Here is a 23,941-nt window from a genome sequence, read left to right as displayed (position 1 = left end):
TTCCTTCTCAACACATCCATGCTAAGGATGCAGGCAGAAACCTGGTAGTTGAGAAGGGAGCGACCGTAATGAACAGTCACGATTCCAGCCTTCAGTCGAATAACCCGGCCAACAGTGCTTTAGACTCGGTTGAGAAATTGCACCGAGCTGTTTCCTCAGCATTGTCCCATCCTACGGAACAGCTAATTCAGCAAGCCGACAATTCCTTGGTTCATACCGAGCAGGCTGTCCTTCAAGCGAAGGGACATGCGAATAAGAACGCGGTTGAATTAGCGGAAGAGCTGCTCGGCGAAGAGAAGGAACGTCTGTCCAAGCTTCACTCAGATGAAAGGTAAACAGTAAGCCCTGTTATAAAAGGAGTTGCCCCAAAAGATCCGGGATCTTTCGGGGGCTCCTTTTTTTTGTTGTTAGATGCCAGTTTTTAGCATGTTTTTGGATTGGAGAAACTAAGCTTGCGGGGCGGCATTCTTTTGCAATAAAAATACACGAGCCCTGGTAATCAAAGGACTCGTGCATCCAAGAGAGAAAATTATTATTTTACGCTGGTTTCTTTAAATTGTTTTAGAAGATTATATGTGATCGTTTCATCGGATATCTTTAACTGCTGTTTAGTCTCTTCATATCCCTGCTTACACGCGTTAACGTCTGTTGGTTGACGGGTGGACAGATTGTAGCATGTTCCATTCTCGAAGCCTCCGGATTCGGCAGGAATGAAGAACACCTTATCATCCGAGAAAGCACCGCTTCGCAAAGGTACCAGCCGTTCCTTTCCGCTTAGGAGGCTGCCTCCCATCAGATAATACGGCTCGGAGGAGATTCCAAGCAAATGGTAAAGCGTTGGAGCGGTGTTCATCATGCCGGCAGGTTCAGGGTATACTCCGGCACCGCTGCCATCCGGTAAGTGGATAAGGAGAGGAACCTGGTTCATAATTTGTTTCATATCCAGCTCCGTTACTTCCCGGCCAAGAAACTGCTCATAGAACGTCTCGTCCTTGATTGAATTGTCGTGATCGCCGTAGATAATTAATATGGAATTGTCCCATAATCCCTGGGACTTCATCTGCTCTACGAACTCTCCCAGCGCTTCATCAACATAGTGTATGGATTGGAGATAATCTCCGAATATCGTTCCCTGAAACTCGCCCGTGTCCAGCTTTTGCTTCTCTTTAGGTAGGCCATAAGGGTGATGACTGCTTAATGTGATCAGAAAAGAGTAAAAGGGCTCAGGAATATCCTTCATCATATCCAGCGATTGTTTGAAAAAAGATGCATCGCTTACGGACCAGCCAATCATCTCGTCCTGCTTGAAGTCTTTTTTACTGTAATAGCGGTCATAATTCATTTCCTTATAAACGGTGTTGCGGTTCCAGAAGCTGCTGTCGTAAGAATGAAATACATTTGCTGCATATCCATGCTGCTTCAGAATGGATGGAAGGGTGTCATATACATGGGAAGGAAAGCGTGTAAAGACGGAACCCGACGGCAGCGGAAGCAGTGAGCTCTGCGTCACAAAGTCTGCATCCGAAGTTCGTCCAAGTGCTGTTTGATGATAGAAATTGCTATAATACATACTTTCCTGGAGCAGCTTGTTAAAATTCGGCGTGATCTCCTGACCGTTGATGGTTTGATTTACAACAAAATTCATAAAGGCTTCCACCTGAATCATAATGACATTGCTGTCCTTATACTTGCCAAAGTTATCGTCACGAACCGTTCGATCGCCGCGTGCTTTATCAAACCACAATTGATTATGATCCTTTGCTTCCTGCGCTAATACTGGCTGCAGGCCGAGATGATCTTTAGCATAGCGGTAGATGTCATATCCGTGAAAACCGATGATACCGGTAACATTGTACAGCGTAACATTCCACCAGTTGCTCTCAAACAGGCCGACAGCCCATGTCTTTGAAGCTGCTTTGATGGGGACAAAGGTCAGGACGCATCCGAGGATCAGTGTCAACGTACCCGCGATTAATCTCCGGGTCATAATATTGCTTCGGGACCGGGCATTCGCAAGGGGCTGTACTGAATAGTTAGATACACGGCGCTTGCGAAAGAGAATTGATGCTGTGACAGGAACGAGAATGATCCAATCAATAAAGAAAAACAGGTCCTGCCAATGAATCAATGAACGGATGCTCTCGCCCAGAGAACCAACTTGCCCGGCCTGCATAAGGACAGGAACCGTTATGAAGTCTTCGAAATAGCGATAGAAGACCAAATCAGAATAAATAAACCCTGTAATGATTAGATTCAGCAGCATTAAGGATGCAATTCTGCCTTTTGGAGGGAGCCAGAAAGTCCAAAATGAGACCAATAGAAGCGACCCGACCGCAATAATATAATCGACCGGATTCATATCGATGTTCTTAACCTGCAGGCTGTAATGAAAAATGACAAGTTTAATGAGCATGATCGTAATAAAGAGGGCATAGGCCGCATACCGGTTATTAATTAACCGGATAAGTCTGCTGCGGATGCCCACTGCCGATGAAATTTGCAATGAATAATCCTCCTTGAACGGCTGCAACAGCCTTAATCTTCCGAGTCTACTTATTATATAACGATAAAACGTGGTTTCAAACCTGGCTTAATAATAAGAAAGCCGCCTAAGCGGCGGCTGTTAACGAATATATAAGTGGGGCTATTCCGCAGGACGAGGGCGAGGCGGAAGCGGACCGAGGTACTGCAGGTATTGACACTCAATGCGTCCGTTGAACAACTTGCGGCGTTTGTCAGCTTTTTGGCCAAAATAATGCTCGAACTGTTTGGTCGGACTGAGCGCGAAAAAGGACCAGGTCGGAAGACGCTGGGCCATCCCGCCGAGCTGGCGGATAAGCCGTTCCACTTCCTCTTTCTCACTCAACCGTTCACCATACGGAGGGTTGGTAATGAGACAGCCGTAATCGCCTTCTGGCAGGGCTTTGGATGCCGGGAGCACCCGAAAGTCGATCTCGCCAGCCAGACCAGCGCTTTTTGCAGCAGCCTTGGCAACTTCAATAGCTTTCGGATCGATATCACTGCCTGCGAGCATGAGCGGGATGTCATCTTTAACCGCATCAAAAGCTTCATCCCGGGCATCCGCCCAAGTATCGCTGCCGATAATGCCCCAATGCTCCGAAGGAAACGAACGGCGAAGGCCGGGAGCAATATTCCAGGCCATTAAAGCTGCTTCAATCAGAATCGTTCCTGAACCGCAGCATGGATCGTACAGTGGGCGGTGCGGACCCCAGCGGCTTAACTGGATTAACGCAGCAGCCATGGTTTCCTTCAGCGGAGCTTCCGTAATCAGCTTTCGGTATCCGCGCTTATGGAGTGCAGGCCCGGTCGTATCGAGGGTCAGAATAGCTCTGTCTTTGAGCAAAGATACCTCGATGAGATAACGCGGTCCATTCTCAGGGAACCATTCCGTATGGTGTGAAAGCTTCAGCTTCTCTACAATGGCTTTTTTTACAATCCCCTGACAGGCAGGAACACTGCTTAATTGCGATTTATGGGATCGTCCTTCTACAGGAAACTCTCCGTTGGCGGGAATCCACTCTTCCCATGGAAGAGCCTTCGTACCTTCGAATAATTCGTCGAAGGTCAGAGCGTTGAATTCCCCCATCTTGACGAGAATGCGATCTGAAGTGCGGAGCCACAGGTTACATCGGCATATGTCGATGAGGTCTCCTGAAAAGGTAACTCTTCCGTTCTCCACCTCAGTGTCTGTATATCCCAGGTCTTTCAGTTCTCGTGCAACGACAGCTTCAAGGCCCATAGGGGCGGTAGCGATTAATTGTAATCGAGGCATTAACGAAGTCAACTCCATTTACGATGTGTACGGCGCAGGGCAGCACCGCCGGTTAAACTTATATTATAGGCGATTGCACAAGCCAAGACAATTATCATATGATAGGATTCGGGTGATATCCCTTTAAGAAGCAAGTTTACTTGGTTTGGTACGGTTTAGACTTAAATGTATTGGAGGAAATCTCGTTGCATATTACCCCTGATGATTATGTTAACCAATTATATCAGGAAGATGAGAAGTTGGTGGAAGTGAAACAGGCGATCCAGGAGCGTGGAATGCCTGAAGTGTCTGTAGCGCCGGCATACGGCCGATTGTTGACGATGCTGGTTCAGATATCCGGAGCACAGGAGGTTCTGGAAATTGGCGCACTAGGCGGGTACAGCGGCATATGTCTTTGCCGTGGATTAGGTAAGGGCGGAAGATTGACTTCACTGGAGCTAAAAGAAGAATATTCAGCTCTTGCGGGATCTCATCTGGAAAAGTCGGGGTTCCGGGAGATGGTTGAGTACCGGATCGGACCTGCGGCAGATAGCTTGGCAGAGCTCAAGCGTGAAGGAAGACGCTTTGACTTTTTCTTTATAGATGCGGATAAAGAGAACTATCCGGTTTATCTGGATTATGCGATAGAACTTGCCAATCCGGGTGCAATCATCGCGGGAGATAACTGCTTCTTGCGCGGCCGGACATTGAACACGGAGAAGAATGGCCCATCCGTACAGGCGGTCAGACATTTTAATGAACGGATTGCCTCAGACGAACGGCTTACCAGCACGCTCCTTCCGGCATACGATGGACTTATACTTGCACGGGTGAAGTAAAAATTCATCCCATAAGTAAATTAGCTCCACGATTGGACGTCTCACTTCATGATAATTACAGAAACAAAGAATGGCGGTGCCGGGGAGTGTATCACTTATCCCCGCACCGCCATTTCTGTCTTTGGCCTATTGCTCGTAGCGCCTCAGAGCAGAAAGATGGTCGTCCTCAAGATCGTAGATTTAGTGAGACAGACCTGTTTGTTTTACATGGGAAGGTCCCTTCTCGTACTTTTGTTTGCGTTAAATAGCTGATCAGTCCATCGTGCGAGCCAGTAAAGCGTCTTGGCATCAATGAATCTGTAAAACAAATGCGCTATCGCAAAAATAACTGGAAGTGTAATTGTGATTGTTAGGATTACATTTAACGAATAAGCAAGATATGGACTTAACATTAAAAATATAAAACTGCCAAATGAACAAATAATGGTGAAGTGTACGAGATATAGTGAGAAGGACACTTTACCGAGATAAGCGAACAATTTGAGACTAAATAGGGATTGCATCCGCCTCGAATTCAATAAGGCCGTTATGATGAGGGATGATCCAATCACATGATAGAACACAAAAAAAGAAAAGTCAGAAGATTCCCACACGAGAAATGAATACATTGTACCCTGAGGATTGATATAGGGAAATGATCCCATAAAACCCCCGGTAATTAACATGAAGAAGTTAATCCACGGCTTATTAATATAAGCTAACCAGTCCCTTTCACTGTTCTTTAAATCACTCAGAAGCATGCCGAGTATAAATCCCAGATAGTATGAATCTATAAACCAATAGAAGAGGATAGCATACCCCGCAAAACGAATGTTCCGTCTGCCTAAAGTCAGAAGAAAAGCAAAGATCAGAAAGGATCCAAATAGTTCGTAGGTCATGGTCCAAAGTACGGGATTATAGCCGGAACCGTATGTGAAAAAAGTATAGAACAAGCTTTCCTGCAGCATGGTTAGCAGGCGAGCGTCTGCAGCAAAGGGATCCGGCATGGAAGATAATGTGATTTCACGTATGTTATCAAAGGCTCCGAGACCCATGATCATAATCAAATAAGCAAGAATCACGGAAAAAAAGGCAGGCGCAGCTAAGCGAAAGTATCTTCGGATTGCAGAAGACAGAATAACAGAGTTATTTTTTGTTTTGAAAAACTTACAGCTAAGCACATATCCACTCAAAACAAAGAATAGGCACACAGAGAAGTTACCATTAAATATAAGGTTCATTGGAGTACGGGCTGCTAAGCCCTCAAACGCGAAATGCTCAATCTCTTTTTTACCCTCAAATACAGAAGGCATAAATACTTGGAAAAAATGAGCTACAACCACAATAAAGGCAGCAGTGCCTCTTAAACCGTCTAAATATACAATTTTCATAACATTAATTCAGCTCCCACTGAAATAGGAATACTGTACACGTTAAGGACTTTATAGGGATAATTGTTTATAAGGGAATTGTTTCTATGATGAGATTATTGGATTGTTGCAAACGCTTTCCGAAAAAGGTGGAAATTGATCAGGGGAGGGAAAAATTTGGATATTTATTGGAGTCAAGTTAACATTGATGAATTAACTGGATCAGGTGTTGTTTATTTTAACTCAAAAATGGAAATGTTGGAAGGTCTTCCATGCAAAATGTATAAATTGACCTATCAACAAAGCCTCTGGACGCATTGTCATGATTATTTTCAAATCTGGTATGTGGCAAAAGGTTCATTTATGCATACGGTAAATCATCAAGTTTACGAGATATCGAAAGGAGATATTTTTGTTATTCCTCCTTTTACATTACACAGCGTGACCATAGCACCCCAAGTCGAGATTGAAATATACGGGTGTGAATTTATGCCGAGCTTTGTAAATGAAAGATTGCAGGGTATGCCTGTTGAGAATAACTTCTTTGATATTGCATTTCTTGAGCATTTTCTTCGTAAAGAAATGAACGTCCAGTCCAAGATTTCGTTAGATGGTGTAACTGAGGTTACAGTCAGAAATGTAATGAAAGAAATGCTCATGGAATATGAAAGACGGCTTCCTTTTTTTCAAATCTCCTTAAAAGCTAACTTGCTTGTTTTGCTCTCCATACTGGTGCGGCAAGTTAACGGGGAGATCATAAGGGAAGGGTTCGAGAAATTAGAAAAGTATAGAGGGATCATGACGCGAGTGGTTGATTATATCAATAATCATTATGACGAAGATTTGAATTTGAATACTTTGTGCGGAATATCAAATTTATCGAGGTCTACCTTCTGCAATTTGTTCAAAGAATGGACAGGCAAAACATTTAATCGATATGTCACGGACCTTCGGATTCTTCAAGCCATGAGCCTGTTGAAGCAACCTGAATTATCCGTAACCGATGTCTGTTACTCTACGGGATTTAATGAACTGTCTTATTTTTGCAGAATATTTAAAAAGTATACAGGTATATCTCCAACTGAGTTTCGGAAACAAGCTATCAAGTAGAACTGATTTCCGTACGATAATCCTACTTTTTAACACGATAGTGAAATGAACAGCACTTTTTAAATGCTAATATATCCATAATTCTTACAGATAACTGGATCAGGGGCCAGTTGTTGAGTCAACGGTTGCGGGAGGGAAGATTAATATAACTTTATGAAACAAGGGTGTTGTTTGGATTAATGTAAGCGCTTCTAAAGTTTGATTTTGCATGGAACTCAAGTTGCTTAAAGGAGGAAGAGGGATGAAAAGAAAATCGTTGATTTGGTGTCTTGTTCTCATGATCTCAATCATTTCAGCCTGCTCAGGTGGGGGTGATCAAAAAACGAGTGATCCTGCCGGTTCAACAAGTAAACCGGGAAGTGAATCTCCTAAAGAAGCAGTAGAGCTCAGCTTTTGGTACGGGTGGACGGGGCCTGAAGCTGAAGCATTAGAGAAATTGATTACCAAGTGGAATGAAGCTAATCCGGATATCAAGGTTAAAGGGTTGTCCCAAAGTGATTATCAGAAACAGCTTACCGCGATCACAGGAGGTAACCCGCCGGATATTGCTTCGCAGTTCGGGCAAGACGTAGTTCCTTGGGGATTGCGTGGAGCGATGATGCCGCTGGATGATTATATAGCCAAGGATAGTATGGACTTGAAAGATTTTGTGCCGGCAGCGATCAGCACTTCGCAACATGAAGGCAAAACATATGCTATTCCGATTGCCATGCACGTTTCGATGTTGTTTTACAACAAGGATATTTTGAAGGAAGCGGGCTTTGATGGTCCTCCGGAAACAATAAGCGAATTGAAGGAATACATCAAGGCTTTAAGTGTTGTGGAGGAGGGTGGGCGTCTTCAGAGATTGGGGTTGTGGCCAGGAATGGATACATACACATTCTCCTACGCTTTTAATGGTTCGTTTTATGATGAGGCTGCTAAACAGGTGACACCTGATCATGAAGGCATCAAGTCTGCCATAAAGCTATCGAAGGAAATATGGGACCAATATGGTTCTGAAAATCTTGACCGATTCTCATCCGGTCTAGGTCAATATATGTCTGCCCAGAATCCATTCTTCTCAGGCAAATACGCAATGACGATTGACGGGGAGTGGTTACCAACCTTTATTAAACAATTTGCTCCTAATCTGAACTATGGAATTGCGCCGATTCCTTATGATGAAAATAAGCCTGAGCTAAAGAACTCGGGGAATGTGACGACCAGCGTATTTTATATCCCGAAAGGGGTCAAAAATCCGGATGCTTCTTGGAAGTTTTTGAAGTGGATTACAGATGCAGAGCAAATGGCAGAGTTCACAGCAGCCATCGGTAATTTACCGACCAGGACTTCGGCTTTCTCCAATCCAATCTATGCAGATGTTCCTGGATTTAAGGAGTTCTTGGACTACTCTTCAAGCGAAAATTTACGATCTTTCCCTGCTACATCGTTCACAAATGAGTATATGACGGAATTCACGGATCAGTATAACGCTATTCTAAGAGGGAAGATCAGTATAGAGGAAGGTTTGAGCAAAGTGAAGGAAAAGATTCAGCCATTAGTGAAATAATTTCAATAGATCTCAGATTCGCCCTGGGCCCAGTCATGTATGGGGCGAATCTGAGGGTTATGCATGAATGGAAGGAGGAGCAACGAGAATGATAAGCTCCACACGAGCAAACCAGCAGAAGAAAACAAAATCAGGCTGGTCGAAGAAGGAACGTCATTATTTTTTCATTGGCCTGGCATTTGCTTCTCCGTGGATTATCGGTTTTCTGGCATTTACCGTGTATCCATTTTTCGGATCATTTTACTTAAGTCTCACAGAATATGATTTGTTCAATTCACCGAAATGGATTGGATTCCAGAACTATGAGCAGATATTTGCAGATGATCGGTTCTACAAGTCAATTGGAAATACATTTTTCATGGCATTTATCTCTGTACCGATCACTCTGGCTGTATCTCTTCTGATCGCTGTGGTGCTTAACTTCAAAGTCAAAGGGATTAACTATTACCGGACAATTTATTATTTACCGTCGGTTATACCGATTGTGGCGAGCGCACTCTTGTGGACCTGGATGCTAAACCCGGACTTCGGCTTGATTAATATGGCTTTGCGTGCGCTCGGACTTCCTGATCCTGCCTGGCTGCTAGATCCGCGGTTTACCAAACCATCGCTTATCTTAATGAGTTTATGGGGAGCTGGAGCAGGCGCTCTTATCTTTTTGGCAGCCCTCCAAGGTGTTCCTAAGCAATATTATGAAGCTGCTCAAGTTGACGGCGCGAACGGGTGGTATAGGTTCTGGAAAATCACAATTCCTGCGTTATCACCGATTATCCTGTTTCAACTCATCATGGGCTTAATTGGAGCGTTTCAAATTTTCACAGAGTCATATATTTTGGCTGGCGGAAAGGTTGCCGGCGGTAACTCACTGGGCGGACCCGAACAATCACTATTGTTCTATGCGGTCAATCTATATCAGGAGGCATTTGTATTTCTAAAAATGGGGTATGCTTCGGCACTTGCTTGGATTCTCTTTATTATCGTATTGCTGATTACATTTATTCTTTTAAAAACATCAGGCCGCTGGGTCTATTACGGAGGTGAGTAAATGGCTGTCAGGTTACGGACTATTTTACCGCATTTTGTGCTTATTCTATTTGCAGTTATATTCTTATTTCCATTCGTATGGCTGGTTATGACCTCATTGAAGACGCCAGAGGAAATTCTGAAGTTTCCACCAAGCATCCTGCCTGAGACGTTTCAGTGGTCTAATTATAAAGCGGCGTTTGAGGCAATTCCGTTTACCCGTTATATGATGAATACTTTTATAATATGCATAATTAATATAATCGGACAATTATTTGCTGCTCCACTCGTTGCATATTCAATATCCAGGATTCCGTGGAAAGGACGTAATATCATATTTACCATCGTTGTAGCAACAATGATTTTGCCTGCTCAAGTGCAAATGATTCCTCAATATATTATTTTCACGAAGCTTGGCTGGGTAAATACGATTATGCCGCTCACCATTGGAGCTTTTTTTGGAGCACCATTCTTCATATTTTTGCTGCGCCAGTTTCTGTTAGGGGTGCCTATGGAGTTATCAGAGGCAGCCAAAATTGATGGGGCTTCTGAACCGCGGATATATTTACAAATCGTCCTGCCGATTTTGAAACCAGTCCTTGCAACAGTTGCGCTATTTTCTTTTGTATGGTCTTACGTGGATTTCATGGGACCTTTGATTTATTTGAACGATTCAGTGAAATGGACGATAACCGTCGGGCTGCAAAGCTTTCAGCAAGATCACGGAGCACAATGGGAGAAACTCATGGCTGCATCTACGATCATGGCGGTACCTATGATACTTATCTATTTCTTCGGACAAAAATATTTCATGAAATCCGGATCTGCCTTAACCGGGTTTAAATAATAGGAGGGACACACATTCATGAGTAAGATCATAATTGCAATTATAGGATGCGGCACGATAGCCAATAATGCCCATATTCCGGCTTATCTTGCAAATCCGGATGCTGAGATAAAGTATTTTTGTGATATTCGCAAAGACAGGGCAGAGAAGGCCGTGGAACAATACGGCTTAGGGATCGCGATTGATGATTATCATGCAATTCTGGACGATCCGGAAGTTGAAGCGGTCTCCATATGCACACCGAACAACTGTCATGCTTCAATCGCTATGGATTGTTTGAGAGCAGGAAAGCATGTGCTCTGCGAAAAGCCGGCTGCCAGAACCTATGAGGAAGCGCTTGAAATGCAAAAAGTTCAGCACGAGACCGGCAGAATTTTGAATATTGGTGTGGTGAATCGTTTTAATACAGGCGTTAATATTATAAAGAAGCTAATCGAAGATGGGGAGCTGGGCGAACTATACCACGTATACGCTAGTTTTCGCGCTCACCGTTCCATTCCGGGATTGGGTGGGGATTTTACGACGAAGGCTGTCGCCGGAGGAGGGGCTCTTATTGATTGGGGAGTTCATTTCCTAGATCTTGTGATGTATTGTGCAGGTGATCCGGAGCCTAAGACCGTGTCAGGACAGACGTATTCAAAATTGGGTAGAGATTTAGAGAATTACAGCTATCTCAACATGTGGGCAGGACCACCGAATTTCTCCGGTACTTATGATGTTGATGATTATGTGACTGCATTGATCCGCACATCGGGCCCTTCTATTACGGTTAACGGAGCTTGGGCGCAGAACATAGGAGTTGAGGAGATGTATATCGACTTCCTGGGTGATAAGGCGGGAATCCGGCTGCAGTACGGAGGAGAATTCACGATTTACAGTGCGAAGCATGGTGCATTGCTGGATAGTACACCTAAATATACAAAGACGAATCACTTTCAGAATGAAATTGACAGCTACCTTGCCTGTATCAAGTCGGGTGAGAAGTTACCATCGCATATTGATACCGTTATCTTGACTTCGAAAATTATTCAAGCCATCTACCAATCTTCCGAGCAAGGGGAAGAAGTATCCTTCTTGAAGAAGGAAGTGCTGTAATGAAAAAGATTGGTTTTATCGATTATTATTTAGACGAATGGCATGCGAATAAGTATCCGGAATGGATTCGCAGCACTTCTGGTGGACGAATGCAGGTAACATGCGCGTATGGCGCGAAGAACGCCGATCATGGTTTAACGAATGCGGAATGGTGCTTGCAAAATAATATTAAACTGCTGGATACCATTGAAGAGGTCGTGAATGAGAGCGATTATTTAGTGATCCTGTCTCCCGACCATCCTGAACAGCATGAAGCACTTGCACAATTACCGCTGAGATCAGGAAAGCCAACCTATATAGATAAGACATTTGCACCTGATCGTGAGGCGGCTATTCGATTGTTTGAGCTTGCGGAACAGCATGGTACGCCGCTGTATTCCTCCTCGGCTTTGCGATTCGCAACTGAATATATTCAGATGGAGCGTGAGGGGATTCAGGTTATTTCCAGCTGGGGACCGGGGGCATTTGAGAACTACTCCATTCACCAGATAGAACCTATCATATCCATGATGGGTTCTGAGCCGAAGCGAGTGATGTATATCGGTACAACATCTGTGCCAGCGCTTTTAATCGAGTTCGACGATGGGAGACAGGCGACCATTCATCACCTTGGTGCAGATTGTCCTTTCACAATGGCTGTTAATTATCATTCTGGAAGCTGTAGAATAACGAAGCCGGAATCGGACTTTTTTAATTTATTTATTCAGGATCTGATCACGTTTTTTGATACAGGCCGGATATCAGTTTCTTCTTCTCAAACAATCTCTATCATTACGATTATAGAATATGGAATGAAGGCGGCTTCCCGTCCGTATGAATGGGTGGAGCTGCCGCAAAATTCGTAAGGGAGCCCAGAAATATCAAATTGGCAGTTTGATAAGGAGGAGTATCTGTGTACAATGCTCACCAGTTCCGGTTCATCCGCGAAGTAGGAAGATATATGCTTATCACTTGTCTTCTCATTTCAATGCTTCCCATAACGGAAGCACACGCTGATAAGAAAAACCAAGGAAAAGACAGGCAGTCTGGTCTGTCGGGTGCCTCTATTCAGTTCGATCCGAGTTTTAAATACTATCAAGATCGCTCTGCTGAAAGTATTGCAGATGAGTTTGTACAGAATGGATACACTACAGTACGGTATTTTGTTGTCAATGAGAACCACGTGAACCGTGAACTCGTTGAAACCCTTAAAGATCGAGGGTTATTCGTATGGGCTCTTGTCCTAGGTAATGGATCTTATTCTGTTGAAAATTTCCCTCCGGAATGGCGTAGCTGGCAGATGGAACTTCTGACTCCTGTGAATGATGGCTACTATCGTTTTTCTCCACACAGTGCGGATTATGTGGATTGGAAGAAAAAGAAGCTTGCGGGTTTGGTAAAAGACATTCCTTTTGATGGTATTGAAATCGCGGAGCCTTATTTCCCTGAATGGGATGGTATTAATCGCGGAGTTTACGGTGATGTTGGTCCAATCGCTAAATCCGCATTTCAACATCAGTATGGCTATGACAGAACACCAAATTTCACAGATCCGAATCATTCTGATTACTATCTTACGAACCAAGAGCTTTATCGCGACTGGATTGAGTTTCGAGTGAAAGCTGTGAATGGTTTTTTAAATGAGGTAATCAACGGGGAAAATGGTATTCGAGCTGTCAGGAAAGACATAAGCGTTGCCACCTGGTCACTCGCCATCGATGCAGGTTCTGATTCTGTGTCTAAATTAAGGGAAATACAAGGTCTTGACGCTGCTGAGATGATTTCAACTGTTCGTCCTGACGTCCACTTTTTGCAGACGCACTGGCCTGATTGGATGAAATCCCAAGAGGCATTGCCTCCAACTTATATTAAGCAATATCAAAATTTTGTAGATCAAATTCGGGCTGTACATTCAGATATACCGCTTGGTGTTCAAGCAGACATTGGCTCAGGTCTCTGGATGGTAAAAGATCGAAATTGGTATAAGTCGCTCGGAAAAGAAGCGCTAGAAATGGGAATGAAGACATGGACTGCGTACGAGTATCATCTAGGGAAATACATGTACGAAGAAGCGCCTGTACCCGTCACAATCTCTCGTCCACATCATAATCAAGTGATCATTTCATTTCAAAAACGAATTGATGCCTATTCTGCCAAGCTTCCCGGCAGTTTAGTAATCGTTACAGACAATAGTGAAATTCCAATCGCACCAGATGATATAACTTCTGACGGTAACATGCTGATTATTCAGTCCGACCAGCTGCCTAAGAAGGAGTTTCGTTTGAGGATTCAACATGTAACGGATACACCATCTTACTGGTTATATAATAAGGAACAGCCTGCCAACGTGATTGCAGACGATACGGTTGTTATTGTAAATAAGAAGAATAAATAGAACTCGAGCAAAATAAAACCCAGATACGTCCGGCTTCCTATAGATCAGGAATCCGTTCGTATGCTGGGTTTTTTAATATTTCACTATCTAATTGTTATCTATCTGAAATTCGGCGTACGCTTTTTGGCGTACAGCTTGGTTCGAACCCAGATCATATTGATGATGAGCAGGCTTCCCGAGACGAGGAAGAGCCCCTCAATACCGATAAACCCGGATAAAAATCCGCCAATCATTGCACCAAGCATATTGCCAAGGGCAAGAGCGCTGGTGTTAAAACCGAATGAACGGCTTTCCATGCCATCTGGTGTGTAGGAGCGAATCAACGCATTTACGCTTGGAAGCAATCCGCCCATAAATACTCCCATCATAAACCGAACAATGATTAACTGCCATACAGATTGGACAAACGCCTGGGGAATCAAGGTGAGACCTGTACCGATAAGTGCATAGGTTAATATACGGTGAGCCCCGACCTTATCACTTAGTTTGCCAAGAATCGGTGAGGCGATCATATTGGATAATCCCGTAACCGCGATGACAAATCCTGACCAGAGCGCAATATCCACGGCTGAGCCGTGAAGCTTCTGCACATAAAGCGGTAATAGGGACATCGGACTCATCATAGCAAACTGAAGCAGAAAGGTAACAGCGAACAATGCAGGAAGCTGTGGAGTGTGGCTCAGTTCTTTCAAACCGCCTAACACCGAAACTTGAGGAACCTGTGCAGCTTCTTCACGATTAAAATTCTCTTTAACGAGAAATAGAGCGAGCATCGATGCTGCGAAGATCAGCGTACCTGTAATATAAAATATCGGACGGAAACCGACCCAATCTGCCAGTAATCCACCGATCAAAGGACCAAGAATGGTACCGGCAACTTGACCGGATTGCATAATCCCCATCGAAAAGCCCATTCGGTTCTTGGGTGTTGTGCCGGATACAAGAGAAATGGCAGCCGGATTGAAACCGGAGATCGTACCATTCAGCAGGCGAAGCACAAGGAGATGCCAAGGATGTGTAGCGAATCCCATGCAAGCGATAACGATAGCCATACCGAATCCTGACCGTAGAAGCATAAGCTTGCGGCCGTATTTATCTGCAACCTTTCCCCAAATAGGCTGAAAAATAAATGAAGTTAAAAAGTTGGCGGCGAAGATCATGCCTGCCCATACTCCTATCTCATGCTCTCCTACTACGTTTAAATCATGTGCCAGGTATAACGTCAGAAAGGGAGTAATCATAGTCATACCTGCATTGACCAAAAATTGCCCGAACCATAGTACAATGAGGTTTACTTTCCATGTTTGCAAGGAGCTCTTCACTTCCTTTCTAAGCTGTCCTTCCCAAAACAGAGGAAAAAGTATAGTTTCAAAAAATGCCGTTTTTTCAGTATAGCACAATAAATATATACCCAAAAGTAAATAATGTCATAGTATTGTCATCGGATATTCATATGAATACCAGATAAGACGGTTGTTACTGTCTTTTAAAAAGGGCATAATGGATTTTAGAATATTCTATATACATTGATGGGGGCATAGTCATGGCATATAATGATCAATTTATACGAGCCTGTCGAAAGCAGGAAGTGGAGCATGTTCCCGTATGGTATATGCGGCAGGCAGGCCGATATGATCCGGAATACCGTAAAATTAAGGAGAAATATTCACTTCTCGAGATTTGCAAACAGCCTGAGCTGGCTGCAGAGGTAACTTTGATGCCTGTTCGTAAGCTTGGCGTAGATGCTGCCATTTTATATTCGGATATTATGAATCCTGTAGCATCGATTGGAGTAGATTTTGATATCGTGAAGAACATCGGTCCTGTGATTGATAATCCGATCCGCAGCAGCGCTGATGTTGAGAAACTTCGCCCCATGGATGTGGAGGGTGATCTCGGGCATATCCTTGAAACGATCCGTATTCTTGACCGTGAGCTGGACGTTCCGCTCATTACGTTTGCGGGCGCACCATTTACCATTGCAAGCTATTTAATTGAAGGCCGTCCATCCAAAAATTATTTACGTACGAAAGAAATGATGTACAGTGAACCTAAGGTATGGTTTTCTTTAATGGACAAGCTTGGAGATATGGTCATTACATATTTAAGAGCCCATGTCGCTAACGGTGGAAAGGCATTTCAGCTTTTTGACAGCTGGGTAGGTGCACTTTCTCCTCGTGATTTCCAGACATATGTGCTTCCAACGATTACTCGTATTTTTGCCGAACTTCAGGATTTGAATGTACCTAAAATTTATTTTCCAGGCGTCAGCTCGGGTGAACTGCTCCCGACACTAACCGGACTGCAAGCCGATGTTATTGGCCTGGACTGGAGGGTCTCTATTCCGGAAGGACGTAAGCGGCTAAACGGGAAGTATGCTGTGCAAGGGAACCTGGACCCTACCGTTCTGACTGCGCCTATAGAAGTTATTAAACAGTATGCGAAAGAATTGATCGATGAGGGAATCCAGGAACCGGGATATATATTCAATTTAGGGCATGGGTTGTTCCCTGAGGCCTCATTGGATAAGCTGCGTGAACTAACAGAATACATTCATGAGTATTCGGCTGAGGCGCTTAAAGAGACGGTTCGTCCATAAATCGGGTAAATAGTTGCAGGTACTCTAAACAGTAGAGGTGATTACATTGAGTAATAAAATAGGGGTATTGGTTATGTCTTACGGAACTCCTGAGAGTATGGAGGATATTGAGGCATATTACACACATATTCGGCGCGGAAACAAACCTTCTGAAGAGCAGCTTAAGGAATTGACTGACCGGTATGAGGCCATTGTTGGCGGCGTATTTCCGCTGCGTGAGAACACGGATAATCAAGTGCGTAAGCTGCAGGATACGCTTAACCGTGACAAGCGTTCAGAAGGTGTAGAATTTGTATGCTATCAGGGGCTTAAGCATGCAGCTCCTTTTATCGAAGATGGTGTTGAACAGATGGTGAAGGACGGCATCAAGCAAGCGGTCGGCATCGTTCTTGCACCGCATTATTCTGTTATGAGTGTGGGTACTTATATGAAGCGTGCCCAGGCAAAAGCTGACGAAATGGGACTCCGCATCTCTTTTGTCGAAAGCTATCATCTGCATCCATCGTTGATTGAGGCGCTTTCCAAGCGGGTAAGTGCTAAGCTTGATCTGTTTGAGGAAGCAGGTGCACTACGGGATAACGTCCGTGTATTATTTAGCGCCCACAGCTTGCCTGAGCGAATCCTGTCTATGGGGGATCCATATCAGGACCAGTTGCTTCAAACATCTAAAGCAGTTGCTGAACAAGCGAAGGTAGGAAAGTGGCAGTTCACATGGCAAAGTGCCGGAAGAACACATGAACCTTGGCTTGGCCCTGATATTCTGGACACTCTTCAGGCTCTGAATCAGGAACAAGTTGAGGATGTGCTTGTAGCTCCCATCGGGTTCGTATCCGATCACCTTGAAGTGCTGTATGACCTGGATATCGAGGCAAAAGCAGTCGCTAAAGAGATGGACATGCGTTTAGAGCGGATCGACTCGCTCAATAGTGATCCACTTTACATGGAGACATTGAGTGATTGTGTCATCAAGGCATGGGAGCAAGCGAGCGCTGAGTAAAAGATCATCAGTATTTATAATTGAAGGCTGTGCAGGCTGAAAGTAAATTATTCATCTGAGTATTCTGCGCATCATGCTGATGTTATAAGATAAATAACCCTCCGGCCTGCCGGAGGGTTATTGTTTATTATTTGCAAAATTGCTTATAGTTCCTTATAGTATTTCTTTTTCCTGAATGTGGCGGGATACGAAATGGTTTCTGTTCTGCTGGTTGATGGTTATTTGCTATAATAGAAGAGCTCATAGTGAGCCGCATATGAGAAGGGAATAGGGGTGGATTATGTACCCATCACGTATAGAAAGAAAAAAAGAAAAAATGAAGACAAAACAAACAACTCAGCTGCGTGTATGGACCTTTATTAACTTGTTTCTTATTATTGTTATTGCTATTTTAATTTTTTATTATTTTAATATAGAAGAAGAGGTTCCGAATCCTGTACCTTTAAACTATAATCCGGGTACATTGGATTCCTCTCATTATGATTATTTAATTACGACTCACCAAACGCAGTGATTATTGTGAGGGCGGATAACGTGGCAGCAGCAGAATCACGGAGGAGGATCTAACGTGAACAATTTATGTGTGGCTCACCGCGGGTTTTCCGCTAAAGCGCCAGAGAATACGAAAGCCGCCATTAAATTGGCGATGAATGAGCCTTTTGTCAATTGGATGGAAATTGATGTTCAGTTAACAAAAGATGGTGTTCCGGTAGTTATTCATGACTATACGGTTGACCGGACGACCAGCGGGAAAGGAAAGGTGAAGGATCTTACCTGGAAGGAGATCCGCTCTATGGATGCCGGGTTATGGAAAGGCCGGCAGTTTCAAGGGGAACAAGTTCCATCTTTGGATGAAGTGCTGGCACTCGTTAAAGGACGCTTGAAACTGAATATTGAATTAAAGACGAGTGGAGATATGTACCCGGGGCTTGAGGCAACTGTACTTACGAGACTTCGTGAACATCAGATGATGTCCGACGTCGTCCTGACATCATTTGAGCCCAAAGCGCTTCTTCGAGCCAAGGATATAGACTCTGATGTACAAGTTGGCCTGATTATCGATGCACACCCGCGGGACTTATTGTCCCGATTGAAAAAAATGGGCTGTTCCTTTCTGTCCATCGGGTATTCTCATCTTGATGCATCTTTTGCAGCTGAACTGATCAGAAACGGGATTACACCTATGGCCTGGACGGTAGATGATAGACGCAGTATGGCAGCCCTGGCCAGGATGAATCCGGAGATCATGATATGTACCAATCGGCCCGATACCTGGGGACAGTTATTTTTGAACAAATTTGCACCGCGTATTCCGTTTTGGCGAAAATGGAGAGGATGGTTCTAAGATGTGTGCTTTAGTCAATAACGTATATTGTGTTGGCCGTAATTACCGGCTTCACGCAGCTGAATTAGGTAATGATGTGCCGGACGAGCCTATGATTTTTCTCAAGCCGTCTCATGCGGTTGTTCCACTGGATGGCAGTGTCTTGGTGATGCCGGAGGGTCGTGGTACGGTTCATTTTGAAGGGGAGCTTGTCATTCAAGCGTCCAAGGAGTATGTTCCAGGGATGAAAGTAGATGAGCTGATCGAATTTATGGCGCTTGGCATTGACTTTACCTTGAGAGATGTTCAGACTGTCATTAAAAAGAAGGGACATCCCTGGACTGCAGCAAAAGGATTCAGGAACTCTGCGCCTCTGACTCCCTCCATTCCTTTCCCGGGAAATGATTCCCTGTCTGATGTTGATTTTACAGTGCTGAAAAATGGAGAAGAAGTACAGCGCGGCAACACAGCAGACATGATATTCTCACTCCAGGACATCATTGACTACATTGGTGAAAACTATGGTTTAGGTAAGGGAGACTTGATCTTTACGGGTACACCTGCTGGAGTGGGTCCGGTAGAACGCGGAGATGTTTTTGAATTATTCTGGGGCGATTTGCGGCTTGGTCGCTGTGAAATCGGGTAGATCCAGATATATAGAGGTGGTTAAGTGTTAAACTGGCTGGTTGGTGCATTAGGTGCACTAATAGTAGCAGGAGCAGCTTATCAGAAACAATCGTTATCCGGATCTGGAGCGATAGCAGCCATTCTTATGGGTACGATTTATTATGGAGCAGGGAACCTGTTTTGGTTTGGAACCCTGCTTCTTTTTTTCTTCACATCTACGGTGCTGTCCAAATACCGGCAGAGCAGTAAACAGGATTTAGAGAAATCATACGCCAAAACAGGAAATCGTGATGCAGGACAGGTATTCGCCAATGGTGGAATCGGTATGGTATTGTGTCTTTTGCATTTTATATATCCACATGAGGCATGGAAACTTCTCTTCGTTGGCGTCATGGCTACGGTTACGGCAGACACATGGGCTACGGAATGCGGGAGTCTAAGCCGAAAGCCTCCTAGATCTATCCTGAATGGAAAGCAGCTTCCGGCAGGAACATCAGGGGGGGTATCATGGCTTGGTTCCATGGCGGCTGCCTTGGGTGGAGTTGTAATCGGTGCCGGTGCCTGGTTGTTCAGCCAGTGGTCAGGGCTGGAATCTCATTTCATGACTTATGTGTCGGCAGGACTTTTGGGCGGGTTAGCTGGCGCATTCACCGATTCATGGATGGGTGCAACCGTACAGAAAATGTACCAATGCTCCGTATGTGGTAAAGCCGTAGAGGTTCATCAACATTGCGGTGAACAAACGAAACGCTCCGGCGGGTGGAGCTGGATGACGAATGATGCTGTAAACCTGATCAGCTCGATGATCGGGGGGCTTGTAGCATGGCTCGCAGCAGGATTGTTGTAAATGCCATAAACGTTTTTAAATCCAATGACAAGTAGGGAAATGAATCGATGAATATTATGACGGTTGAACAGTTAACCAAAAGCTATGGCGATAAAATATTGTTTCAGGATGCTTCCTTCGGTATGGAGGATCAAGATAAAATTGGTGTGATTGGTGTAAATGGGACAGGGAAATCGACTTTTCTAAAGATTATTGCAGGGCTTGAGCCTGCTGATTCCGGGAAAATCTCGCTAGGAAACCGGATTAGAATTCAGTATATGGCTCAAAATCCTGAATTCGATCCGGATAATACGGTCCTGCAGCAGGTTTTTTCGGGGGATCTCCCAGAGATGAAGCTCATTCGCGACTATACGGAAACGATGGAATTGTTAGAGATTAATCCTGAGCATAAGGAGCTGCAGGAAAAGCTGCTGAAGCTTAATCAAAGCATGGATGCACTGCAGGCCTGGCAGCTTGAAAGTGATGCTAAAACGGTGCTGTCCAAATTAGGAATCCGCAATTATGAGGCCAGGATGGGTTCTCTCTCCGGCGGGCAAAGAAAACGTGTAGCACTTGCAGCTGCATTGATTCAGCCGTCTGATTTGCTTATTTTAGATGAGCCAACTAACCATATTGATAACGATTCTGTTGCTTGGTTAGAGCAATATCTTCAGAAACGCCGCGGTGCGCTTCTTATGATTACCCATGACCGATATTTTTTGGATCGGGTAGCCAATGTTATGCTGGAGCTGGACCATGGACGTCTGTTCCGATACGAAGCGAACTATAGCAAATTTCTCGAGTTAAAGGCAGAGCGGGAGGAGAGGGAAGCTGCTGCTGAACAAAAGCGACAAAATCTGTTCCGCCATGAACTGGCTTGGATGCGCCGGGGAGCAAAAGCCAGATCGACTAAGCAGAAGGCTAGAATTGAACGTTTTGAAGCGTTAAAGGAACAAGAGCTTGTTCATTCTTCTGCTGAGCTCGACGTTTCAGTAGCTTCTGCACGACTTGGCAAGAAGATATTAGAGATTGATCATCTTCATAAGCAGATTGGTAATAAAATTCTGATTGATGATCTTTCTTATATTGCCGTTCCCGAAGATCGAATCGGTATTGTAGGACCGAATGGAAGCGGGAAATCCACTCTGCTCAACCTGATTGCGGGCAAGCTTGAACCCGACCGGGGAGAAGTGATTACAGGACCAACCGTTAAGCTGGGTTATTTTACTCAGGAACATCAGGATATGGATGGTAATCAGCGTGTTATCGAATATATCAAGGATGAAGCTGAAGTCGTGCGTACGGCTGAGGGAGCAACCATAACGGCAGCTCAGATGCTAGAGCGGTTCTTGTTTCCGCCTGCACTGCAATGGACTCCTATTGCGAAACTCTCAGGCGGGGAGAAGCGGAGATTATATTTGCTTCGGGTTCTAATGAGCGCGCCCAATGTCCTGCTGCTTGACGAGCCGACTAACGATCTGGATATTCAGACATTAAGCGTGCTGGAGCAGTATCTTGACGAATTTCCAGGTGTCGTCATCGTTGTATCCCATGACCGGTTTTTCTTGGACCGGACAGTGGAGAAGATTATGGCATTTGAAGGCGATGGACAGATCCGGGTGCACGTCGGTTCTTATAGTGAATATGCCGAGTGGATGGCCCGTCATGGTAACGGAGGAGTATCTTCACCGAAGAAAGGGGAAGCACCGGCTGGCAGTCCTAATAAGGGACAAGGAGAACAAGCGATTTCTTCAACAAAAGAAGCGCCGCGTGAGAAGATTAAATTCAGCTATAACGAACAGAGGGAATATGAGCAGATCGACGGGCTGATTGAGGCTGAAGAAGCAAAAATAGCCAGGATTCAGTCTGAAATGGAAACCGCTGCAAGTGATGCTTCACGACTACAGGAATTAATGAACGAGCTGCAGGCTGGTGAAGCAGAGCTGGAGCGCCTGATGGACCGCTGGACTTATCTCAATGAATTGGCTGAACGGATTGAGCAGAGCAAGGGGTAAGAGTTGAGCTTCAATTAGCAAGCATATAAAGAAGGGGCTGCCCGGAAGATAAACAACTTCATGTTCATGGTTGATCAATTCTCAACCATGAAGCGAGTTGTTCATCACTTCCGGGCAGCCCCTGTTTCATTTCTTAAACTTACTTTACATAAGCTGCAAGCAGTTTGGTTGTATTCAGCACAGCCTGTTTATGTGTACGTTCCATGGCATGGGAGGCATGAACTCCAGGCCCGATGAGTGCAGCGCGGATATTGTTTCCGGCGGAAAGGGCTGCCGAGGCATCTGAACCATAATGAGGATATACATCAACTGCATAAGGAATTCCTTCAGCCTTTGCCAGTTCGATAAGACGTCCTGTCATCTCATAATCGTAAGGACCGGACGAATCCTTGGCACAGATTGACACATCGGTCTCCTTACAGCTAAGGTCGTCTCCGATACAGCCCATATCAACAGCAATCATTTCTTTAATGTCAGAAGGGATATAAGCTGCTCCGTGGCCAACCTCTTCATAATTGGAGATCATAATTTTCACATTACAGCGCGGCTTCCAATTTTCACGCTTCATGGATTCCAGCAGACCAAACAGTGCAGCTACGCTTGCTTTGTCGTCAAGGTGGCGGGATTTTATGTAGCCGCTTGGTGTAATAACAGCACGAGCATCGAAAGAGACATAATCGCCTACTGATATCCCGAGATTTTTCACATCGTCTGCCGTTTCTACAAGCTCGTCAATTCGAACCTCCATGTGACTTTCATGACGATCAAAAGTCCGGGCATTTTCATATACGTGAACGGACGGTTGCGTCGATAGAATGGTTCCTGTATAGGTTTGTCCACTGCGGGTATGGATGATGCAGTATTCATTCTCGATGCTGTTCATCATGAAGCCTCCGACTCTCGTCAGACGGAGAGTACCTTCCGGTTTAATGGCACGTACCATGGAGCCGAGTGTATCCACATGACCACTCAAACCGATGGTATAGCTGTCATCTTGACCGGGTACCGTCAGAATGGCTCCGCCTTTCTGGTTCCAGTTCAATTGCACGCCGAGAGAAGCAGCTTCCTGCTCGATTCGTTTCATAATACGCTGAGTATATCCGGTAGGACTCGGTGTATCTAGTAATTCTTTGAGTAAGGATAGAACGTAATTTTCATTGGGTTGTATCGACATGTAGTACACACTCCTAACTTGAAAATGATTGGCTATTGATGATAGAAGATGATTTCTATGGATTATTAACTATTAGGAGAGATCACTCTGATCTTCGGGTTTAGCTTCCTGGTCTCTTATGAGATCGGGAGTGTAGCCTGTGGCTTCCTGAATATGTATAAGCTGTCCTGTCAGGAGTTTGATCTCTTTCTGCATCCGGTATTGCCGGTATATGCCGTATGAGCCGACAATGATGCCTCCGATCAGCGTGCAGCCGATAATGAGCAGAATCAGAGGGATCTGAACGGTTCTAAAAAATAGATTTACATTTACAGGGTTGACATTAATGACGGCAAAAATCGCCGTTAGTAATGCGAATAAGAGTCCGGCAATCAGAGACCATTGAATTTTCATTTGGATACCTCCTCCATCACAGTAT

22 protein-coding genes are annotated in these 23,941 nt (G+C 44.6%); 16 read left to right on the top strand and 6 right to left on the bottom strand.

Features of this window, described 5'->3' with window-relative positions; translation table 11 throughout:
* The first annotated feature begins 68 nt into the window (after positions 1-68).
* Positions 69-335 carry a hypothetical protein gene (locus BN1234_RS04545; protein ID WP_054955473.1) on the top strand — a complete coding sequence of 89 codons (267 nt, stop codon included), beginning with the start codon at positions 69-71 and terminating at the stop codon, positions 333-335.
* 197 nt (positions 336-532) lie between these two features.
* Here the strand turns inward: BN1234_RS04545 and BN1234_RS04540 are convergent, their stop codons facing one another.
* Both BN1234_RS04540 and BN1234_RS04535 read right to left on the bottom strand, forming a co-directional pair.
* Complete coding sequence (locus tag BN1234_RS04540; protein WP_054955472.1) at positions 533-2,503, bottom strand: LTA synthase family protein; 1,971 nt, start codon at positions 2,501-2,503, stop codon at positions 533-535.
* A gap of 141 nt (positions 2,504-2,644) precedes the next feature.
* Positions 2,645-3,793, bottom strand: coding sequence for a THUMP domain-containing class I SAM-dependent RNA methyltransferase (locus BN1234_RS04535; protein WP_054955471.1), 1,149 nt, complete (start codon positions 3,791-3,793; stop codon positions 2,645-2,647).
* Between the two features lie 185 nt (positions 3,794-3,978).
* Here BN1234_RS04535 and BN1234_RS04530 point away from each other — a divergent pair, with 185 nt between their 5' ends.
* The gene (locus BN1234_RS04530; protein ID WP_054955470.1) at positions 3,979-4,611 is read left to right on the top strand and encodes an O-methyltransferase; all 633 of its coding nucleotides are present in this window, start codon (positions 3,979-3,981) and stop codon (positions 4,609-4,611) included.
* Between the two features lie 203 nt (positions 4,612-4,814).
* Here BN1234_RS04530 and BN1234_RS04525 read toward each other — a convergent pair whose 3' ends face one another.
* A complete protein-coding gene (locus BN1234_RS04525) occupies positions 4,815-5,981 on the bottom strand; it encodes an acyltransferase family protein (RefSeq protein ID WP_054955469.1) in 1,167 nt (388 codons plus the stop codon).
* A 156-nt stretch (positions 5,982-6,137) separates the two neighbouring features.
* Here BN1234_RS04525 and BN1234_RS04520 point away from each other — a divergent pair, with 156 nt between their 5' ends.
* The 7 genes from BN1234_RS04520 (at position 6,138) to BN1234_RS04490 (ending at position 13,961) form a co-directional block, all read left to right on the top strand.
* Positions 6,138-7,070: an AraC family transcriptional regulator gene (locus BN1234_RS04520; RefSeq protein WP_054955468.1), complete on the top strand. Its 933-nt coding sequence runs from the start codon at positions 6,138-6,140 to the stop codon at positions 7,068-7,070.
* A gap of 241 nt (positions 7,071-7,311) precedes the next feature.
* Complete coding sequence (locus BN1234_RS04515) at positions 7,312-8,622, top strand: ABC transporter substrate-binding protein (protein ID WP_054955467.1); 1,311 nt, start codon at positions 7,312-7,314, stop codon at positions 8,620-8,622.
* A gap of 88 nt (positions 8,623-8,710) precedes the next feature.
* Positions 8,711-9,667 (top strand): carbohydrate ABC transporter permease, encoded by a 957-nt coding sequence (locus BN1234_RS04510; protein ID WP_054955466.1) that lies wholly within the window; start codon positions 8,711-8,713, stop codon positions 9,665-9,667.
* Positions 9,668-10,492, top strand: coding sequence for a carbohydrate ABC transporter permease (locus BN1234_RS04505; RefSeq protein WP_054955465.1), 825 nt, complete (start codon positions 9,668-9,670; stop codon positions 10,490-10,492).
* 18 nt (positions 10,493-10,510) lie between these two features.
* On the top strand, positions 10,511-11,587 hold the full coding sequence (locus BN1234_RS04500) for a Gfo/Idh/MocA family protein (RefSeq protein WP_054955464.1): 1,077 nt from the start codon (positions 10,511-10,513) through the stop codon (positions 11,585-11,587).
* On the top strand, positions 11,587-12,432 hold the full coding sequence (locus tag BN1234_RS04495) for a Gfo/Idh/MocA family protein (protein WP_054955463.1): 846 nt from the start codon (positions 11,587-11,589) through the stop codon (positions 12,430-12,432). Before BN1234_RS04500 ends, BN1234_RS04495 begins: the two co-directional genes overlap by 1 nt.
* A 122-nt stretch (positions 12,433-12,554) precedes the next feature.
* Complete coding sequence (locus tag BN1234_RS04490; protein ID WP_370733785.1) at positions 12,555-13,961, top strand: N-acyl-D-glucosamine 2-epimerase; 1,407 nt, start codon at positions 12,555-12,557, stop codon at positions 13,959-13,961.
* 98 nt (positions 13,962-14,059) lie between these two features.
* Here the strand turns inward: BN1234_RS04490 and BN1234_RS04485 are convergent, their stop codons facing one another.
* Positions 14,060-15,271 (bottom strand): MFS transporter, encoded by a 1,212-nt coding sequence (locus BN1234_RS04485; protein WP_156337144.1) that lies wholly within the window; start codon positions 15,269-15,271, stop codon positions 14,060-14,062.
* A 233-nt stretch (positions 15,272-15,504) separates the two neighbouring features.
* On the opposite strand from BN1234_RS04485, the gene hemE reads away from it, so the two are divergent.
* From hemE to BN1234_RS04450, 7 genes are all read left to right on the top strand, one after another.
* Positions 15,505-16,560, top strand: a complete 1,056-nt coding sequence (gene hemE, locus BN1234_RS04480; RefSeq protein WP_054955461.1) for a uroporphyrinogen decarboxylase — start codon at positions 15,505-15,507, stop codon at positions 16,558-16,560.
* A gap of 46 nt (positions 16,561-16,606) precedes the next feature.
* On the top strand, positions 16,607-17,557 hold the full coding sequence (gene hemH / locus BN1234_RS04475; RefSeq protein ID WP_054955460.1) for a ferrochelatase: 951 nt from the start codon (positions 16,607-16,609) through the stop codon (positions 17,555-17,557).
* A gap of 316 nt (positions 17,558-17,873) precedes the next feature.
* The gene (locus BN1234_RS04470; protein WP_156337143.1) at positions 17,874-18,071 is read left to right on the top strand and encodes a hypothetical protein; all 198 of its coding nucleotides are present in this window, start codon (positions 17,874-17,876) and stop codon (positions 18,069-18,071) included.
* A gap of 54 nt (positions 18,072-18,125) precedes the next feature.
* Positions 18,126-18,902: a glycerophosphodiester phosphodiesterase gene (locus BN1234_RS04465; protein WP_054955458.1), complete on the top strand. Its 777-nt coding sequence runs from the start codon at positions 18,126-18,128 to the stop codon at positions 18,900-18,902.
* Position 18,903: 1 nt separating this feature from the next.
* On the top strand, positions 18,904-19,527 hold the full coding sequence (locus BN1234_RS04460; RefSeq protein WP_054955457.1) for a fumarylacetoacetate hydrolase family protein: 624 nt from the start codon (positions 18,904-18,906) through the stop codon (positions 19,525-19,527).
* A 24-nt stretch (positions 19,528-19,551) separates the two neighbouring features.
* The gene (locus BN1234_RS04455; RefSeq protein ID WP_054955456.1) at positions 19,552-20,355 is read left to right on the top strand and encodes a DUF92 domain-containing protein; all 804 of its coding nucleotides are present in this window, start codon (positions 19,552-19,554) and stop codon (positions 20,353-20,355) included.
* 47 nt (positions 20,356-20,402) lie between these two features.
* A complete protein-coding gene (locus tag BN1234_RS04450; RefSeq protein ID WP_054955455.1) occupies positions 20,403-22,349 on the top strand; it encodes an ABC-F family ATP-binding cassette domain-containing protein in 1,947 nt (648 codons plus the stop codon).
* A gap of 139 nt (positions 22,350-22,488) precedes the next feature.
* On the opposite strand, the gene BN1234_RS04445 is transcribed toward BN1234_RS04450, so the two are convergent.
* Together BN1234_RS04445 and BN1234_RS04440 are read right to left on the bottom strand one after the other, a co-directional pair.
* A complete protein-coding gene (locus BN1234_RS04445) occupies positions 22,489-23,523 on the bottom strand; it encodes a M42 family metallopeptidase (RefSeq protein WP_054955454.1) in 1,035 nt (344 codons plus the stop codon).
* Between the two features lie 72 nt (positions 23,524-23,595).
* Positions 23,596-23,916, bottom strand: coding sequence for a LapA family protein (locus BN1234_RS04440; protein WP_054955453.1), 321 nt, complete (start codon positions 23,914-23,916; stop codon positions 23,596-23,598).
* Positions 23,917-23,941: the final 25 nt, after the last annotated feature.

This window comes from Paenibacillus dakarensis, from assembly GCF_001373415.1.
In the GTDB taxonomy this organism is placed as follows: Bacteria; Bacillota; Bacilli; order Paenibacillales; family Paenibacillaceae; genus Paenibacillus_AQ; species Paenibacillus_AQ dakarensis.
The sequence above is the reverse complement of the archived record's forward strand: the minus strand, read 5'-3'. Positions and strand labels throughout refer to the sequence as shown.